Genomic DNA, 18,074 nt, shown 5'->3' on the forward strand with positions numbered 1-18,074 from the left:
ACCTTGTGCACGTCGTGATTATGGGATGCGGTCGAGTTGGTTCCTCTTTGGCGAGCGAACTTGAAGCCGCTGGCCATTCGGTTGCAATTATTGATCAATCTCGCGAAGCTTTCCGTCGCCTAGGCCCAGACTTTAAAGGTCGAACAGTCGCTGGCGTTGGCTTTGATCGCGATACCTTGCTTGAAGCCGGTATCGAAACAGCCGATGCATTTGCCGCTGTAAGCAATGGTGATAACTCAAATATTTTGGCAGCGCGCGTTGCCCGCGAAACTTATGGAGTAGCAAATGTTGTTGCGCGTATCTACGATCCAGGTCGCGCTGAGATTTATCAGCGCTTAGGCATTCCAACTGTCGCAACTGTTATCTGGGCAACTGATCAGATCTTGCGTCGCCTAGTGCCAGAAGGTTCACTTTCTGAATGGCGCGATGCCAGCGGAACAATTCAACTCTGCGAGATGCATCCCCACAAAGATTGGTTCGGTCGTCCAATCGCTGAAATTGAATTAGCGATCGAAGCCCGCGTCGCGTTTTTAACTCGACTTGCTGAAGGCTTGATCCCTGATGAGCACACTGTTTTGCAAGAAGGCGATCTAATGCACGTAACAGTTCGCGCCGAAAACACCGCTGCTGTGGAAGCAATTCTGGCGCGCTCACCTGAGGATCATTCATGAGAATTGCCATAGCAGGAGCCGGAAATGTTGGTCGTGCGATTGCGCGCGAACTTCTCGATAACGGACACCAAGTACTTCTAATCGACCGCGATCCAAAAGCGCTGAAGATGGAATCAGTTCCAGATGCCGAATGGTTGATGGCCGATGCCTGCGAAATTACCTCACTCGATAAAGCGGTGTTAAATAATTGCCAAGTTTTAGTTGCAGCAACCGGTGATGACAAAGTTAATTTAGTAGCCTCGTTATTGGCCAAGACCGAATATGGCGTTCCTCGCGTTGTCGCACGTATTAATCATCCAAAGAATGAGTGGCTCTTTGACTCATCTTGGGGCGTAGATGTTGCAGTATCAACCCCACGAATTATCTCAGCGCTAGTTGAAGAAGCGGTAAGCGTAGGAGATGTCGTTCGACTCTTCTCTTTCCGCAAGGGTCAAGCCAACTTGGTTGAGCTAACACTTCCTGATACATCAATGTGCATTGGCAAAACCGTTGAAGAAATTACCCTTCCCGACGATGCATCTCTTGCCGCAATCGTGCGCGATGGTCGTGTGATTACTCCGACTCCAACTGATGTCTTTAGCGCTGGCGATGAGCTTCTCTTTGTTGCTTCAGCAACTGCTGAAAGTTTGATCAAATCCTGCTTTATCGAACAGTAACTTTACTTTTCGCTAACTTTCGTTGTTGGAACGGTTTTTAAGATCATCCAAGAACCATAGGCAGTCGCCAGAAATAGCGGATATCCCATAGCTAGATTTACTGTTCCGAGTAAATTCACATTTCCACTTCGATAAATCGGGTACTGAACGGCGATGCGCGCAAAGAACATCCCAACCCAGAGCCAACTAGCCCGCTTATATGCGCGAGCTCGTGCTGGATCTTTACGCCATTGTAAGTTTTCTCCCAGAATTGGCCCAAGCAATAAACCAAGGATCGGCCATCCCGCCAAGTTGGCAATCAAGTAAACGCTGCCATATCCAAGGTTGGTGAGTAACTTTGGGATATAGAGATCGCTGGCATTTCCGGTGCGGTTGGCAAACCAAGCGCAGATTAACGAGCCAATCAACCCAGAGACTGCATGTTGAATGGTCTCGCGCATGGCTAGGCGAATTATCGTTAAGAGCGCCGACACTGCAACGGATGCAAAAAGTGCGCTTTGAAGTTCATCTGTAACGTTGAAAACAACTAGGAAAATAACTGAAGGAATACCAGAATCAATTAAGCCTTTCTTGCCACCAAAAGCTGCAAGAACTTTCGCCTTATCCTCGTGATGTTCCGGATTACTCATGTGCGACCCGTTGATCCAAAGCCATCAGCGCCGCGACCAGAACCTGGCAGGCTTTCTACTTCTAGGAAATCTGCACGTTCTACCTTTTGAATAACTAGTTGCGCGATGCGATCTCCGCGTTTGAATGAAACGCTCTCGTTAGGATCGTGATTGATCAAAATAACTTGTAACTCTCCGCGATAACCAGCATCAACTGTGCCAGGAGCGTTGACCATGGTGACGCCATGTTTAATTGCAAGCCCAGAACGCGGATGAACTAACGCAACGTAACCATCGGGAAGGGCGATCGAAATTCCAGTTGGAACAAGCGTGCGCTCCCCCGGTGCAAGAACAACATCAATACGCGAGACGATATCTGCGCCGGCATCTCCGCCTTTTGCGTAACGCGGCAGTGGCAGATCAGGATCTAGCCTTGTTACTAATACTTGAACGCCCATTATGGATTTATCTCAAATTCCGGATCTACAAAGGCAAGGATCTCAGGGGTCTTGGCGATATGTTCTAGATACTCTTTCGGAGCGTTCTCTAAAAAGTGTGACATGGGAACAATTACAAAGAGCGCTGCCGCTTTTACCGCGATTTCACCATCTGGGCCACCAAGGCGGCCTTCTGCCGCGGTGTAAACCTTACGATTTACCTGTCCAGTAATTCGCGCGGTGATGTGCAAAGTAGTTCCCATTGGAACTGGTTTTAAAAAATCTGTTTCTAAGCGCGCGGTAACGGCCGGTGAGCGAATCAACCACATCAACTTTCCAAGTGCCTCATCAAATGCCAGCGATAACAGACCACCGTGCGCTAGCCCTGGAGCGCCTTGGTGATTTTCGGTAACAATAAACTCAGCAGTTAAATCTGCACCAGCTCCTGCGTGTGCAACTAAATGTAAACCAGTTGGATGAAGTTCGCCGCAACCAAAGCAATGTCCAAAGTGAGATGGAATCTTGGTCCCAATCTCGGGCGCCTTCGGATGGCGCTCTGGGATAACCGCACCTTCTGGAGCAGTAGTGCTAGCGATTCGACTCATAGCCTCACTTTACTTCATAGTCTTAACTTCATCTACGTTCCAAGATAAGAAAGGAGCTTAAAAGACTAAGATAAAGGTGTGATCTTCCGCGAAGTTCTAAGGCCGCCTATTTGGGTGCTGGCCTTTATATATTTTCTCTTTCTCTCCATAGTTCTCTCTGTATGGGCAGCGCTAGATAATCGAGCGACGTTGGTCACTTTTGTAATCTCAACACTCGCGCTGATCTGGATCGCGTTTTCTATGACTTCAGAAATAACTTTTGACGGAAAAGTTCTAAAGATTGATAAAGCAAATATTGAAGTTAATTACCTTGGAAAAGCCACGGTTCTAGATAAAAATGCAATGAGGCTACTTCGTACCCGTGATGCTGATCCCGCCGCTTATCTGGCAATCAAATTTTGGGAGCCACGTGGTCTACGGATTGATCTAAACGATTCAAGAGATAGGACGCCATATTGGCTAGTAACGAGCAAACGCGGCGAAGAGATCGCCGCGCTGCTTAATCGTTAAACCGATTACTGAATTACTTTAATTAATTGCACTCTTTACAGACTGCTAGTCTTAATTGCACTCTTTACAGACTGCCTTGGCGCCTTCGCCTTTAGCAAGTTGCGTAATGTGATGCACCAAGAAGCATCGTGAACAAGTAAATTCATCGACCTGCTTTGGCACGACGCGCACTGCTAGTTCTTCACCAGATAGATCTGCGCCAGGAAGTTCTAGATTCTCTGCCGCCTCTGCTTCATCGACATCAATCTGACCGGATTGAGCATCGACGCGCTTAGCTTTGAGTTCTTCTAGCGACTCCTCGTGGAGTTCCTCATCCGTCTTTCGGGGGGTGTCGTAATCTGTTGCCACTGCTCTCACCTCACTTCCATATATTCAAAACAACTCGCATCTATTGCTCGTTGCGTACGGGCGCATACTCGCGCACTTACCTGTGATTACCCATTACAACCATCGGCGTGTCGCAGATATTCCCCGTATACATAAGTAAGACCAGACATTAATAGGGCTTTTCCACCGCTTCTATCGCTTTAGCCAGTGATGCCCCCACGCGCGCATGAATAGCCGTGCCGCTCTCCACGTATTCCTCAGAGAGAATTTCACCAGTCTCATGAATCGCGTTTACCAAATCACCGCGGTTGTATGGAATTATCGAATTTATTTCGATATTCGGCTGCGGTAGCGACTTCTCGATTGCATGTACTAAACCTTCAATTCCAAATCCGGTTCGCGCAGAGAATGCATAACTGTTCTTCTCTTTACGTAATATCTCCATAACCACTTCAGGGTTAGCTGAATCAACTTTATTAATGGCGATTATTTCCGGGATATCTCCCCCGCCAATATCGGTTATAACTTCGCGGACGGCGCGGATCTGTTCAAAAGGATCTGGATGCGAACCATCGACAACGTGAACGATTAAATCTGCTCCAGATACTTCCTCCAGTGTTGATTTAAAGGCATCAACTAATTGATGTGGAAGGTGGCGAACAAAACCCACTGTGTCAGAGAGCGTGTAGGTGCGACCATCGGCGGTATGTGTCTTACGCACCGTTGGATCAAGGGTTGCGAACAGCGCATTCTCGACTAGTACGCCAGCATTAGTTAGCCGGTTAAGAAGAGATGATTTTCCTGCGTTGGTATAACCGGCGATAGCTACAGATGGAATATTGAAACGTTTACGTTCTTGCCGCTTTGTATCTCGAGATACCTTCATCTCCGCTATCTCACGGCGCAATTTGGCCATCTTGTCGCGAATACGACGTCGATCTGTTTCGATCTTAGTTTCACCTGGACCGCGGCCACCAATACCTGCACCACCTGCGGCGCGGCCACCAACTTGGCGGGAAAGTGAATCACCCCAACCACGTAGACGAGGAAGTAAGTAGGCGATCTGCGCGAGCTCTACCTGCGCCTTACCTTCTTTACTCTTGGCGTGCTGGGCGAAGATATCGAGAATAAGGGCTGTGCGATCTACAACTTTCACCTTTAACTTATCTTCAAGTTGTCGCAGTTGTGATGGAGAGAGTTCACCATCGCAAATAACGGTGTCGGCGCCACTTGATGCAACTATCTGGCGAAGTTCAATTACCTTTCCAGAACCGATATATGTTGCGGGATCTGGTTTATCTCTTCTCTGGATCAAGCCATCTAGAACTTCCGAACCAGCCGTTTCGGCGAGTGCTTTCAACTCGGCGAGTGAATTCTCGGCCATCTCGGCGCTGCCTTCTGTCCATACGCCGACAAGAACAACACGTTCTAGTTGTAACTGGCGATACTCGGCATCAGAAATATCTTGTAGTTCAGTAGAAAATCCCTTTACGCGGCGGAGCGCGTGACGATCGCTTAGCTCTTGTTGCGGATCAGGATCGTATTCACTTTCGTCGGCATCAAAATCTGCCGCTACCCGCGCACTTTCGCGAAGTAGCTCTTCAAATAAATCGTTATTGCGTGGTTGGTCGTTACTCATGCATCCTGCAAGTAATCGGTTATATCAATATCTTTTATCAAGACTGCTGGGCCAATAAGAGTGGCATTGGCGTGAGGATCGATATCTACTACCAATCTTCCTCCCGGAGGGAAAATTACCCAACGCGCTGGCAGAGAAGTATTTGTGTGAAGCGTTGCAGCAAGTGCGACTGCGCAAGTCCCGGTTCCGCATGAACGAGTCTCACCACTACCCCGTTCGTGCACGCGCATCTTGATCTCTTTATTTGCAGTGATTTCAACGAATTCAACGTTAACGCCTTCTGGGTATATATCTCGTGGGCGCACTACTGGCGCATCTTTGAGCGATCCCACATCTTCAATCTTTTCGACAAAAACCACTGCATGAGGATTGCCTACGCTGATGTGATACCCGTTCCAGATCTTTCCCTCAACGGAGGCAGTAACCGCTTCTCCCTCATCGATAACTTTGCCCATATTTACAGAAATATCATCTTTAGCTGGAACACGCAGGTGCTTTACGCCGTCTCGGGTATTGATTGCAAAAATTCCTTCAGGTTGATGGCCGCGCTCAACTAAGTATCTAGCCATTACGCGGATGCCGTTGCCACACATTTCAGCCAGTGATCCGTCGGCATTTCGGTAATCCATAAACCATTTACCGTCGCGCTTACCAATTTTTATCAGGCCATCTGCGCCGATTCCAGTTTCACGGTTACACATCGCAGCCGTCTGTGAAGTAGTTATTGATATCTCTTCTTCAGGATCAAAGACCACAAGAAAATCATTCTCGGTGCCATGGCCATAGGTGGCGATAATTGGAGTATTCATTACGTTGTTGAGTTTATCTTCTGCAGAACCGTTTCCAAACGCGGTTGGATCGGTGAAATCCATTTAATTCGCGCATCGCGGGAGAACCAAGTCTCTTGGCGGCGGGCATATTGCCTTGTGGCGCGTTTGGTCTCTTCCATCGCCTGATCCTCACTAATCTCACCTGCGCGCATGGAGATTACTTGCGCATAACCCAGTGCGCGCCTTGCGGTGGTTGCCTTGGTGATTCCTTCGGTGATTAGCGAATCAACTTCGGCTACCAAGCCTCTGCGCCACATTAAATCAACGCGCGCATCGATGCGTTCGGTTAGCTTCTCGCGATCCATAACGAGGCCAAATTGCAGCGCGTCTGGATACTTGGACGAGTCTTCGCGAGGAAGATTGGCGGTAAATGGTTGTCCCGTAATCTCAATTACCTCCAGAGCTCGAATTACGCGGCGCACATTTTGGATATCGATCGCCGCAGCTGCTGCGGGATCCAGAAGTTGTAGTCGTTCAAAAAGTCGGGCTACTCCGAATTCTTCGGCCTCTTGATTTAAACGCTCTCGAACTTCTGGATTGGTACCTGGGAAATTCAACTCATCCAAAATCGCCTTTATGTAGAGGCCCGTTCCACCAACGATTACAGCATGGTTATTGCGCGCGTGAATCTCGGTGATCTTCTTTCGCGCTTGTTCTTGATACCAGGCAACCGTTGCATCTTCGGTAACGTCCAAGACATCTAGTAGATGATGCTCGATGCCGCCTCGTTCTTCCAGAGTTAACTTCGCGGTTCCTATATCCATGCCCCGATAGAGTTGCATCGAATCGGCATTGATTATCTCTGCACCAATCTCTTTAGCAAGAGCTACCGCAAGATCGCTCTTACCGGTGGCGGTAGCCCCACAAATAACTATCGTCTTCATAGTTGAGTTATTCAGCGGCACTTGGCTTGCGAAGAGTCGGGATGCCCAGCGAAGTTGCAGTTGGTCCTTGCTTTGTGCGCGCTTCGTGGACATCTCCCCCACGAGTTTTGATATGCGCCAACTCTTTTGCGATCAGATAATGCGCAGAAGCATCTGTAATTTCTAGGTCTACAAAATCTCCGGGGCGCGCTTGGCTCTTGGCATCAAAGTGCACTAAGCGGAAATCTTCCGTCTTTCCAGTAAGCCTCGCCTGCGCTTGGTCGCGTCGACCTTCGACTTCTGAGACCAAGGCGCGATGTGTTTGCCCAATAGATCTCTTATTTACGCCGAGAGAAATCTTCTGTTGATGTTCATGCAGAAGCGTGTATCGCTCACCGACAATTGCTTCCGGAACTTGATTGGGCATAACCCCAGCAGGTGTTCCGGGGCGAATTGAATATTTGTATGTGTACGCCGCGGAAAATTGCGCTTGCGTAGTTAGGTCAAGAGTTGCTTGGAAATCGTATTCTGTCTCGCCTGGAAAACCTACGATGATGTCGGTCGTGATCATGGCATGCGGCATAGCGCTACGAACTCGATCCAAAATGCCAAGGTAACGGCTTGATCGATAAGAACGGCGCATCTCCTGCAAAATTCGATCAGAGCCCGACTGCAACGGCATATGTAGATGGGGCATCACATTTGGCGTAGTTGCCATAACTTCAATGACATCATCGGTGAAATCGCGTGGGTGAGGTGACATGAAACGAACTCGCTCTAGCCCGTAAATTTCTCCACATTTGCGAAGTAGCGCAGCAAAGGCGCCGCGATCGCCAAATTCAACGCCGTAGGCATTTACATTCTGACCGAGCAAGGTAATTTCAATGACGCCCTGATCGACCAGTGCTCGAACTTCTTTCAAGATATCTGCTTCGGGGCGATCTTTTTCAATACCACGTAACGTGGGGACGATGCAGAAGGTACAAGTGTTGTTGCAGCCAACCGAAACTGAAACCCACGAGGTAAAGGCTGAAAATCTACGCGCCGGCAAGGTTGATGGGAAATGTTCTAGCGCTTCTTTAATTTCGATCTGTGATTCTTCTTCAATACGGGCGCGCTCGAGGAGCACAGGTAGCGATCCAACATTATGCGTACCGAATACGACATCTACATATGGAGCCTTTTTAAGGATTATCGATTGATCTTTCTGAGCCAAGCAGCCGCCAACTGCGATCTGCATATTGGGATTAGCCTTCTTAATTGGTGCTAAGAAACTTAAGTTTCCGTAAAGCTTGTTATCAGCATTTTCGCGCACGGCACATGTATTGAAGACAACGATGTCAGCTTGTTCGCCCTGAATAACCGGAAGATAACCTGCTTCATCGAGAAGACCTGCGATGCGTTCAGAATCGTGAACGTTCATCTGGCAGCCATAAGTTTCGACTGCGTAGGTACGGGCCATGAGGAGAAGGGTATCGCTGTGAGTTAGAGAGGTAATACCTCAAAGCTCAGATCCTTGCGATTAACGACCAAGATTGAATGGTTGGTTAGACGAGTCCAGTGATCTTTACCCCAACCGGTCGAGGCCACCTTGATGACGCCATCTTCAACGCTATAGCGAAGTTCATAATGGCTATCAACAGTCCACTCAGTCGAATCAGCCTCATTGAATTCACAGACCGCAATAAAGGTGTCGGGGGTCATGAGCATTGAGTTGATACTCGTGAAATCACAATTGGCAGAAATGGTCTTTACCGCTTTACGAACACCTTCGATCAAACCAAGTTCATCTAGACAGCTCAAGATAGTGAAGAAATAGCGCTCACTATCAGTAGTTGAAGTGAACTTACCTAGGTAGCGTGGATCAACAAATTTCTGGACTGAATCGATCGATTTGATGGTGCCATTATGCATAAAGGAATAATCACCGTAGATAAATGGGTGGTTGTTGGAGAGATCTACCGTCAAACCTTTAGAAGCTAGGCGAAGGTGCAATAGCGCGCCATCTGACTTCAAATTCGTAGAAGATTCGGCGAACTTCTCACTCTCTGCTGCGAGAGTTAAGTCGCGAACCAGTTCAGTCTTACGTGTATCAGTTGAGCAAGCCGAAATTCCCCATCCATGTTTATGCTCTTTGGATAGTTCTACAAAGTTTTCAAATCCTTCGCCAACAACATCTGCAAAGGTACGTTCTTCGGTCGCTACATATCCAAGTAATCTGCACATGGGGTAAATCTACCTTGAATTAAAAGTTAAAGTTTACTTTTGGATACGGATTGGGTTTTGGCCACGTGCGATCAAGCGCTCAAAGTGCACTTCGCGCTTATCGTTAAAGGTGGCAGCTTCTTTTCCTGATTTCTCCATAAAGGCGACTAGTTCATCGCGGGCTACTAGTCCATCTCCAGACAAATCATTTCGTTCAAAGACGTTCCAGGCGCGAAGAACCGGGGATACAACATCGTCTAGGTGTTGTTGCAGATCATAAATACCAGCAAGGGCGATCTGTACCGCCTTGCGTCCAAATCCTGGCATGTTTGCACCAGGCATATCAAAGTTGGTTACAACATCTGCGATGGCGCGCATCGAAGCGTTTGGTTCCATATCCAGTGCTGCAGATAGAGTGTTGCGGTAGAACAGCATATGGAGATTCTCATCTAGAGCAACGCGCTGCATCATTCCTTCAGCGATTGGATCATCGGAAATTTTTCCGGTGTTACGGTGTGAAATACGCGTTGCCAATTCTTGGAATGAAACGTAAGCAATTGTGTGCAACATATCGTTTTCATATGGAGTCTGATATCCCAATGACATATGCGCCATACGTAGATCTTCAAGCTCGTAAGGATCGACGCCACGAGTAGCCATTAGGTAGTCGCGAATCACGATTGCGTGGCGCGCTTCTTCGGCGGTCCATCGTTCAATCCAATTGCCCCAAGCGCCATCGCGACCCATAGAAATTGCGATTTCAGTGTGGTAGCTCGGCAGGTTATCTTCAGTAAGAAGATTTAAAATTAGTGAATCTTGTGCAACTGGAGAGAGTCGAGAATCTTTTGCTTCCCAGGCATCGCCATTTAAAGGACCTGCGTAATCGCGACCTTCAGACCATGGGACATACTCGTGCGGATACCAATTTTTTTGAACAGATAAATGGCGCTCGAGTTCAACGGCAACCACTGGTTCGAGATCGCGAATAAGGCGAGATTGGATCTTTTCTGACTCTTCGCTCATAGGTGAACGCTAAAGCAAAACTGCGGTTACTGACTAGTTAGAAATTCTTTTTCGCGCGCTCAATGGCCTGTAATTCGCGCCACTTAGCGATCTCAGCGTGATTTCCACTCAATAAGATCTCCGGCACCGCTATGCCACGCCATTCTTGAGGTTTCGTGAAATTTGGATACTCCAAATAACCTTCAGAATTATGTGACTCTTCAGCCAGCGATTCAGGATTTCCAAGTACGCCCGGAATCAAACGGGTAATCGCTTCAATCATTACAAGGGAAGCAACTTCTCCCCCGCCAAGAACATAGTCACCGATTGAGACTTCATGAACTCGAACATTTTTTGCTGCATATTCAGATGACTCGTAATGTTGACGTACTCGATCATCAATTCCTTCGTAACGCCCACAAGCGAAGATCAGATGTTTTGAATTAGCAAAGCTCTGCGCCATTTCCTGGTTAAAGCGCTTGCCCGCTGGGGTCAAGATAATCAAATCTGTATCAGCAACCATCAAGGGATCTAATACTCGCCCCCAAATTTCAGGAAGCATCACCATGCCGGCGCCGCCACCGTATGGGGTGTCATCTACGGTGTTGTGGTTATCTTGCGTTGCCGCGCGAAGATCGTGAACTTGTATATCTACCAAGCCCTTGCTCTGTGCTTTCCCAAGCAGCGAAAGTTGAGCCGGCGCAAAGTATTCTGGAAAGATTGTTACCGCATCGATCTTCATTTACTGACTCCTGCTTCGTAATCCTCGGGAGGAATAACGGTCATTCGCTTTTCTTTCACATCAACTACTGGAACTAATTGATGTACGAAAGGAATTAGCACTTCTCCGGCTTCGGTCTTAATGCTCAGCACATCTTGCCCAGGCAGGTTTAAGACTTCAGTTACTTCCCCAAATAAATCGCCATCAACTAGGTATGCCTGACAGCCGATTAGCTGCAGCACGTGATAATCATCTTCATCAAGACCTGGCGCATCGATATCAACGTCTGCATAGAGAAGTTGATCCCGATATTTCTCGATGGCATTGCGATCTTCTACTCCATCGAAGCCAAGCAACAGGATTCCGTTGTGCACACGTGCAGAAGCCACGGTTAAATTACCGTGGCTTTCTGTCTCAAGTATTGCCCCGATGGCAAAACGTTCTGCTGCATCATCGGTACGTACTTCAATTGTGGCCTCGCCCAAGATTCCGTGGGCGCGACCGATGCGACCTATATTCAGGCGCATCAGATAAAAGCTTTCGCTTTAACGAGCCTCATCGGTATCGATTAGGTCAACGCGTACAGTGCGACCAGCAATAGCGCTTACAACTGTGCGAAGCGCTTTTGCAGTGCGACCATTACGACCAATTACCTTGCCGATATCTTCAGGATTAACACGAACTTCTAGAGTCGTGCCGCGACGATGAGTCTTTTCCTTCACGATGACATCTTCAGGATTATCAACGATTCCTTTAACGAGGTGCTCGAGAGCTTCGTCCATCATTGTTATTCAGCGGCCTCTTCTGAAGTCACTGGCTCAGCTGGAACCTCTGCCACCACATCGGTCGCAGTTGGTTCGGACACAGCTGGTGCTTCAACAACAGCCTCTGGTGCGGTTTCAACAACCGCTTCTACTGCTACCTCTTCGGTCGCAGTTGGTTCGGACACAACTTCTTCGATTACAGGAGCAGGGTTAGCCTTTGCAGCCAACTTCTCTTGCGCCTTCTTCTTCATTGTTGTTGCGCCTTCTTTAGGCTCATCCATTGCTTGCTTAACAGCTGCTTCGTAAGCGATGCTCTTAGCTGGCTTTGGTGTTGCAAACTTAAGTGTTCCTTCGGTGCCAGGTAGGCCCTTGAACTTCTGCCAATCTCCGGTGACCTTAAAGATCGCCTCTACAGCGGCAGTTGGTTGTGCGCCGACTCCGAGCCAGTACTGCGCGCGCTCTGAGTTAACTTCCATGATTGATGGCTCTTGTCCTGGAACGTAACGACCAATTTCTTCAATTGAAAGTCCGTTACGTGCTTTACGTGAATCTGTTACGACGATGCGGAAAAATGGTGTGCGGATCTTTCCCATGCGCATTAAGCGAATTTTTGTAGACAAAGAAGTAGTGCTCCTAAAAAGTGTGTCGCATCTTTAACTATGCAGCGGGGTGCGCATGTATTCAATACAACTGTGGATATGGATGTTGTGGGGGTAGAGGGCCCCTCAACAGGAGGCTAATCTTGCCATCTACGCGTGTAGATGCGAAATCCGAGCGTGGTTAGAGCAGGGCTTTAGCCCTTCTCCTCCAAGGCGCGTTTGGCGGGATTTCCAGATTTGGACTTCTTCTTAGCTGGCTGCTGGCTGACCTTTTGAACAGGTGCGGGCGCACCTGTTGGCATACCCATTCCAGGCGGCAACCCTTTACCGCTGCGCATCTGTTTCATCATCTTCTGTGCCGCTGCGAATTTATCAACTAAAGAATTTACATCTTGAACTTTTCGGCCGGCGCCCAAGGCAATTCGTGCACGACGTGAGCCATTTAGAACTTTTGGATCACGACGCTCGATTGGCGTCATTGATTGAACAATTGACTTAGTACGGACGATCTCGGATTCATCAAAATTTTCGATCTGCTTCTTCATCCCGCCTGCACCCGGCAACATTCCTAGCAACTTCGACATTGAGCCCATCTTCGACATCGCCTCTAACTGCTCAAGAAAATCTTCAAGCGTGAAGTCATCACCACGCGCAAATTTTTCTTCTAGACGTGCGGAACTTTCACCATCAAAGGCTTTCTTGGCCTGTTCTGCCAAAGTTGCGACATCGCCAAGACCCAAGATTCGTGAAGCCATGCGATCGGGATAGAAGATATCGAAATCTGAAAGCTTTTCACCGTTCGATGAAAACATGATTGGTTTACCGGTTAATTGGGTGATTGATAGCGCAGCGCCACCTCGAGCATCACCATCGAGCTTGGTAAGTACCACGCCATCAAAACCAACGCCATCCTGAAACGCTTGCGCGGTGCGGACAGCATCCTGACCGATCATCGCATCAACAACGAACAGGATCTCATCTGGCGAAATTGCATCACGGATAGCGATCGCCTCGCGCATCAAATCTTCATCTACACCTAGGCGACCTGCGGTATCGACGATAACCATGTTGTACAACTTTGACTTTGCAAAAGCGATTCCTTGCTCTGCAACCTTTACTGGATTGCCAACACCGTTGCCAGGTTCAGGTGCAAAGACCGGAACTCCAAGGCTTTCACCAACAACCTGTAATTGGTTTACTGCATTTGGACGTTGCAAGTCAGATGCAACTAGAAGTGGAGTGTTTCCTTGGTCGGCATAGAACTTGGCGAGTTTTCCAGCCAAAGTCGTTTTACCTGCACCTTGCAATCCAGCCAACATGATTACCGTCGGAGCGGTCTTCGCAAATCGAACTCGGCGCGCGGATCCGCCAAGGATCTCTACTAGTTCGGCGTTAACGATCTCAAAGATTGCTTGTGCTTGATTTGTGCCTGATTGCAGATTTGGGAGCGCTTCCAGCGACTTGCTGCGAATTTTTTCGATAAAGCGGTCTACAACAGGTAGTGCAACATCTGACTCGAGAAGTGCGGTACGAACTTCAGCGCAAGTGTTTTCGATATCTGAAGGAGAAATTTTTCCTCGGGAACGCAGCGAGGAGAAAGCGTTCGAGAATTTGGAGGAAAGGTTGTCAAACATAAGGTGGCAATAGTACTTGAAAGGTTAATTAAGCAAGAGCGCTAGATAGGCGATTGGCTAGTTCTTGGGCGCGCTCAGGAGAGAGCGCTCCCCCACCAATTTCAGTTACATAAAGGGTATCTATCGCTTCCGCCCCCAAAGTTGTAACGATTGCGGAGCGAATATCAACTTGTGATTTGGTGATTACATCGCCGATTCCGAATAAAAGTGCGGGACGATCATGGCTGCGAACCTCAATAATCGTTGCATCGGTTGCCGAATCCATAAAGGTCTCAACGATCGGAAGCGGAACTGGAATTGACGGAATATTTGAGTAATCTGCAACGCGGCGTTTAATTCTCTCTGTTAAATCAGAGGCATCCGCTAAAGCTTCGGCAATTGCGGCTTTTATCGCACCCTCATCAACCGATGGGGCGAATTGGTTAGGCGTAACTATCCATTTCATAATTGCGCTCTTACCGATCGTTTGCGTACGCGCTGAACGTACATCGAATCTAGCCAAGTTTAAAACACCTGCAACGATAGAGAGAAGTCCCGTTTTATCTGGAGCGATAATTTCGATTGCAAAATCAGGATCGCGAGCTTCGATTTTAACTTGAAGTTCGCCACTATCTACTAAAACTCTCTGCTCGCTTGTGAATTCTGGTTGTCTCGCTATCGTGTTATCTGTTAAGGCCGATGTCACCCGACTTACAAGTTCGCTTAACAAACTCTCTTTCCAATCACTCCATGCCGCCCGCCCTGTTGCCTGTCCATCGGCGATACTAAGGGCATGCAAGAGTTCCAGAGTCTGCAAATCCGGAATAACAGAAGTCACGCTGGCGATAGTCGCGGGGTCATCTAAATCTCGTCGCGTAGCGGTGGCGCTCAATAGCAGGTGATGTTTTACCAATAGTTTCAAAGTTGCAATATCGTTTTCATCGAATCCAATACGGCGCGCAAGCGGTTCAATTAACTTTTCCCCGCGATCGCTGTGATCTTCTTGCGTTCCTTTACCAATATCGTGGAAGAGCGCAGCAAAGAGAAGTAAATCTGGGCGGTGCACATTTCTAGTAAGCGCAGCTGCAAATACCGCGGTCTCAACCATGTGTCTATCAACAGTATGGCGATGCAGCGCGTTGCGCTGCGGCAAGGAACGTACTGCGCGCCATTCAGGCAACCAATCGAAGAGAATCTCCTCTTGATCAAGTCCCTCCCAGATGCGCACCATAGGCGCACCTGCACCGATTAGCGTAATTAAATTCTCACGTGCTGATCTGGGCCAAGGGTTAGGTAACTTAGAAATACCCGATTTCGATGCTTGTGCCAGAGCTTGCAAAGACGTTGGTGAAACCGGAAGCCCTGCTTGCGCTGCGATTGCGGCTGCACGTAAACCAATTACCGGATCTTTATGAAAATCAAATCCCTCGTCAATAAAGACTTCTTGATGGGCAATTGATATCCCTTGCGCAATATGTGTGGTGCGCGTTTTCCTTAAAAAGCGTCCAAGTCCATCTTTACCGCGATGATCGAAGCGATGCCAAGTTGATTCGAGAAGATAGTCAACCGATCTAGCGGCCTGTGCGATATCGCTCATTAGCGCATCCGCATCGGCGTATTTCAATAGTTCGGCAACTTTATCTTGCTCTTGAAAAAGTAACCGATCCTTATCTCTGCTGGTAACGGTATGTAAAGCTTCACGTGCATTGTTTAAAACTGATTCTGCAGTGCTGATGTGCTCAAGAGAGATAGATACCGCACCGGAACGAGCGATTGCTCGCAGTGCGTTGATATCTCTTAAACCCCCGCGCGCCTCTTTTAAATCAGGTTCAAGGAGATAAGCGAGATCACCGGCGCGAAGATGGCGATCGGCAAGTGAGCGGCGTAGTTCGGGCAGCCTTTCACGCGAATTACCGCGCCAATCATCTATTGCATCGTGTTGCACCGCCGCCACTAAATCTGGATCACCACAAATTAATCGAATATCAAGTAGCCCTAGAGCAACTTTTAAATCACTGGAGGCGCTCTCTCGGGTTTCGGATCTGGTTCTAACAGAATGATCGACTTTATAAGATTTATCCCAGAGCGGGTAGAGAATTTTATTTACTATCTCTGCGAGAGATTTCACTTCAATTCTCCCGTTATGTAGAAAGAGAATATCTAGATCTGATCCTGGAGATAGCTCACCGCGGCCGTAACCACCGACCGCGGCGAGTGCTACCCCACTAACTGCATCTGGTACTTGGCTAAATAGCGAGGTCAGGAAGCGATCGCTCTCGTTCGATCGCTCCCGTCGCTCACGTGTACCCATGCACCTATCTTACTTACCTGCTTTATCCCCTAGATCGCATCCGTTCCGCGTTCACCGGTTCTGACGCGCACGATTGAATCAACTGGCGTTGTCCAAACTTTTCCATCGCCGATTGATCCTGTTGATGCCGCTTTCACGATGACATCGACAATTGCTGCTGCATCTGCATCATCAACTAGTACTTCAAGGCGAACCTTGGGTACAAGGTCTACGGTGTATTCGGCGCCACGATAAACCTCAGTGTGACCACGCTGGCGACCGAAACCACTGGCTTCAGAGACTGTCATTCCGGTTACGCCCGCCGCTTGCAGAGCATCTTTGACTTCATCTAACTTAAATGGTTTCAAGATAGCCGTTATTAACTTCATAGCAATGAACCTCCTCGTGATGAACTTGTCATTTCATATGCAGTTTCTGCGTGTTCATTTAGATCAATGCCTTCTACTTCTGCATCTTTCTTTACGCGGAAACCTATTGTCTTTTCAATTGCGTAACCGATGATCAGTGTGGCAATGAATGAGTATGCGAAAACAAGTCCGACACCCAGCGCCTGCTTTCCAAGTAGCGCTGTTCCGCCACCATAGAAGATTCCATCGAGGCTGAGGCTGTTGACCGCTGATGAGCCAAATAGGCCGATTGCAAGTGATCCCCAGATTCCACCGATTAAGTGAACTGCTACTACATCGAGTGAATCATCGAAGCCAAGCTTGTATTTGATTCCGACAGAGAGCGCACAAATCGCTCCTGCAAGCAGACCAATTACTACTGCGGCCCATGGAGCCACGAATGCACAAGCTGGCGTGATTGCAACTAGCCCTGCAACCGCACCTGATGCTGCACCAAGTGAAGTTGCATGTCCATTACGAATTTTCTCTACGAGTAACCAACCCAGAACCGCAGCAGCAGCTGCAACTTGAGTATTGATTAGAGCCAGTGCTGCAGTTCCATTTGCAGCCAGTGATGAGCCGGCGTTAAATCCAAACCAGCCGAACCAGAGAAGACCTGCGCCGAGCATCACCAATGGTAATGAGTGTGGACGCATTGATTCTTTGCGCCAACCAACTCTCTTTCCAATTACGATCGCTAGAGCTAACCCTGCAGCGCCGGCGTTGATATGCACTGCCGTTCCACCTGCAAAGTCTTGAACGCCTCTGCTGGCTAAATAACCGGCACCGGTAATTGTGTCTCCGACTTTATTTCCGAATGCAAATACCCAGTGCGCAACTGGGAAGTAAACCAATGTGGACCAGATAGCGACAAAGATCGCCCAAGCGGTGAACTTTGTGCGGTCTGCAATTGCACCCGAGATCAGCGCAGGGGTAATGATTGCGAACATCAATTGGAATGCTGCAAAGACAAGAACTGGAATTGGATAAACTCCACCGTTATTTGTGAAGTCATTAACAACTCCACCTAATCCGGATAAGGAAATATTTCCATACCAAGCTGAATTTGCCTTATATCCAAATGCCAATTCAAATCCGTAGATAACCCAAATCACGCTAACGATTCCGATGGTCACCATCGACATCATCATCATATTCAAAACGCTCTTGGTGCGAACCATGCCGCCGTAGAAGAAAGCTAAACCTGGCGTCATAAGTAGGACGAGAGCGGTACTTGCTAATACCCAGGCGGTATCGCCTGAATTAAGAACAATCTCTTCCATTATTCGTTTCCTATTCCTAGAGTTTTAACAAAAATGAACAAACC

21 protein-coding genes are annotated in these 18,074 nt (G+C 48.2%); 3 read left to right on the plus strand and 18 right to left on the minus strand.

The genetic code is table 11. From position 1 onward, the window contains the following. Positions 1–5 precede the first annotated feature (5 nt). Positions 6–671 carry a potassium channel family protein gene (locus tag A1sIIB60_RS04190; RefSeq protein WP_095671228.1) on the plus strand — a complete coding sequence of 222 codons (666 nt, stop codon included), beginning with the start codon at positions 6–8 and terminating at the stop codon, positions 669–671. Continuing rightward, a complete protein-coding gene (locus A1sIIB60_RS04195; protein ID WP_095671229.1) occupies positions 668–1,327 on the plus strand; it encodes a potassium channel family protein in 660 nt (219 codons plus the stop codon). Before A1sIIB60_RS04190 ends, A1sIIB60_RS04195 begins: the two co-directional genes overlap by 4 nt. Before the next feature lie 2 nt (positions 1,328–1,329). On the opposite strand, the gene A1sIIB60_RS04200 is transcribed toward A1sIIB60_RS04195, so the two are convergent. From A1sIIB60_RS04200 to A1sIIB60_RS04210, 3 genes are read right to left on the minus strand one after another with little or no spacing between them, the layout of a single operon-like run. After that, the gene (locus tag A1sIIB60_RS04200; protein WP_095689247.1) at positions 1,330–1,956 is read right to left on the minus strand and encodes a DUF3159 domain-containing protein; all 627 of its coding nucleotides are present in this window, start codon (positions 1,954–1,956) and stop codon (positions 1,330–1,332) included. After that, on the minus strand, positions 1,953–2,393 hold the full coding sequence (gene dut, locus A1sIIB60_RS04205; RefSeq protein ID WP_095689248.1) for a dUTP diphosphatase: 441 nt from the start codon (positions 2,391–2,393) through the stop codon (positions 1,953–1,955). The genes A1sIIB60_RS04200 and dut overlap by 4 nt, the downstream gene beginning before the upstream one ends. Then, complete coding sequence (locus tag A1sIIB60_RS04210) at positions 2,393–2,977, minus strand: PaaI family thioesterase (protein WP_095689249.1); 585 nt, start codon at positions 2,975–2,977, stop codon at positions 2,393–2,395. The genes dut and A1sIIB60_RS04210 overlap by 1 nt, the downstream gene beginning before the upstream one ends. A gap of 78 nt (positions 2,978–3,055) precedes the next feature. Here A1sIIB60_RS04210 and A1sIIB60_RS04215 point away from each other — a divergent pair, with 78 nt between their 5' ends. Beyond that, a complete protein-coding gene (locus A1sIIB60_RS04215) occupies positions 3,056–3,487 on the plus strand; it encodes a DUF3093 domain-containing protein (RefSeq protein WP_095689250.1) in 432 nt (143 codons plus the stop codon). A 51-nt stretch (positions 3,488–3,538) separates the two neighbouring features. Here A1sIIB60_RS04215 and A1sIIB60_RS04220 read toward each other — a convergent pair whose 3' ends face one another. From A1sIIB60_RS04220 to A1sIIB60_RS04290, 15 genes are all read right to left on the minus strand, one after another. Continuing rightward, the gene (locus A1sIIB60_RS04220; RefSeq protein WP_029168537.1) at positions 3,539–3,835 is read right to left on the minus strand and encodes a DUF4193 domain-containing protein; all 297 of its coding nucleotides are present in this window, start codon (positions 3,833–3,835) and stop codon (positions 3,539–3,541) included. Positions 3,836–3,983: 148 nt separating this feature from the next. Next, the gene (gene hflX, locus A1sIIB60_RS04225; protein WP_095689251.1) at positions 3,984–5,453 is read right to left on the minus strand and encodes a GTPase HflX; all 1,470 of its coding nucleotides are present in this window, start codon (positions 5,451–5,453) and stop codon (positions 3,984–3,986) included. After that, the gene (gene dapF, locus A1sIIB60_RS04230; protein ID WP_095689638.1) at positions 5,450–6,262 is read right to left on the minus strand and encodes a diaminopimelate epimerase; all 813 of its coding nucleotides are present in this window, start codon (positions 6,260–6,262) and stop codon (positions 5,450–5,452) included. The genes hflX and dapF overlap by 4 nt, the downstream gene beginning before the upstream one ends. Beyond that, a complete protein-coding gene (gene miaA, locus A1sIIB60_RS04235; RefSeq protein WP_223298648.1) occupies positions 6,262–7,260 on the minus strand; it encodes a tRNA (adenosine(37)-N6)-dimethylallyltransferase MiaA in 999 nt (332 codons plus the stop codon). Before miaA ends, dapF begins: the two co-directional genes overlap by 1 nt. Next, the gene (gene miaB, locus A1sIIB60_RS04240) at positions 7,175–8,608 is read right to left on the minus strand and encodes a tRNA (N6-isopentenyl adenosine(37)-C2)-methylthiotransferase MiaB (protein WP_095689253.1); all 1,434 of its coding nucleotides are present in this window, start codon (positions 8,606–8,608) and stop codon (positions 7,175–7,177) included. The genes miaA and miaB overlap by 86 nt, the downstream gene beginning before the upstream one ends. A 23-nt stretch (positions 8,609–8,631) precedes the next feature. Further along, entirely contained in the window at positions 8,632–9,372 is a 741-nt protein-coding gene (locus tag A1sIIB60_RS04245) for a class II glutamine amidotransferase (RefSeq protein ID WP_095689254.1), read from the minus strand. Positions 9,373–9,405: 33 nt separating this feature from the next. Further along, positions 9,406–10,374: an acyl-ACP desaturase gene (locus A1sIIB60_RS04250; protein ID WP_095689255.1), complete on the minus strand. Its 969-nt coding sequence runs from the start codon at positions 10,372–10,374 to the stop codon at positions 9,406–9,408. A 37-nt stretch (positions 10,375–10,411) separates the two neighbouring features. Next, positions 10,412–11,095: a tRNA (guanosine(37)-N1)-methyltransferase TrmD gene (gene trmD / locus A1sIIB60_RS04255; protein ID WP_095689256.1), complete on the minus strand. Its 684-nt coding sequence runs from the start codon at positions 11,093–11,095 to the stop codon at positions 10,412–10,414. Continuing rightward, positions 11,092–11,601 carry a ribosome maturation factor RimM gene (gene rimM / locus A1sIIB60_RS04260; protein ID WP_095689257.1) on the minus strand — a complete coding sequence of 170 codons (510 nt, stop codon included), beginning with the start codon at positions 11,599–11,601 and terminating at the stop codon, positions 11,092–11,094. Before rimM ends, trmD begins: the two co-directional genes overlap by 4 nt. Before the next feature lie 18 nt (positions 11,602–11,619). Beyond that, positions 11,620–11,859, minus strand: coding sequence for an RNA-binding protein (locus A1sIIB60_RS04265; RefSeq protein WP_095527184.1), 240 nt, complete (start codon positions 11,857–11,859; stop codon positions 11,620–11,622). 2 nt (positions 11,860–11,861) lie between these two features. Further along, complete coding sequence (gene rpsP / locus A1sIIB60_RS04270) at positions 11,862–12,458, minus strand: 30S ribosomal protein S16 (RefSeq protein WP_095689258.1); 597 nt, start codon at positions 12,456–12,458, stop codon at positions 11,862–11,864. Positions 12,459–12,631: 173 nt separating this feature from the next. After that, a complete protein-coding gene (gene ffh, locus A1sIIB60_RS04275; RefSeq protein ID WP_095689259.1) occupies positions 12,632–14,071 on the minus strand; it encodes a signal recognition particle protein in 1,440 nt (479 codons plus the stop codon). A gap of 28 nt (positions 14,072–14,099) precedes the next feature. After that, entirely contained in the window at positions 14,100–16,361 is a 2,262-nt protein-coding gene (locus tag A1sIIB60_RS04280; RefSeq protein ID WP_095689260.1) for a [protein-PII] uridylyltransferase, read from the minus strand. A gap of 29 nt (positions 16,362–16,390) precedes the next feature. Beyond that, positions 16,391–16,729, minus strand: coding sequence for a P-II family nitrogen regulator (locus A1sIIB60_RS04285; protein ID WP_095671244.1), 339 nt, complete (start codon positions 16,727–16,729; stop codon positions 16,391–16,393). Then, positions 16,726–18,030, minus strand: coding sequence for an ammonium transporter (locus A1sIIB60_RS04290; RefSeq protein WP_095677467.1), 1,305 nt, complete (start codon positions 18,028–18,030; stop codon positions 16,726–16,728). The genes A1sIIB60_RS04285 and A1sIIB60_RS04290 overlap by 4 nt, the downstream gene beginning before the upstream one ends. Positions 18,031–18,074 lie beyond the last annotated feature (44 nt).

It is taken from the genome of Candidatus Planktophila lacus, assembly GCF_002288385.1.
GTDB classification, from domain to species: Bacteria; Actinomycetota; Actinomycetes; order Nanopelagicales; family Nanopelagicaceae; genus Planktophila; species Planktophila lacus_D.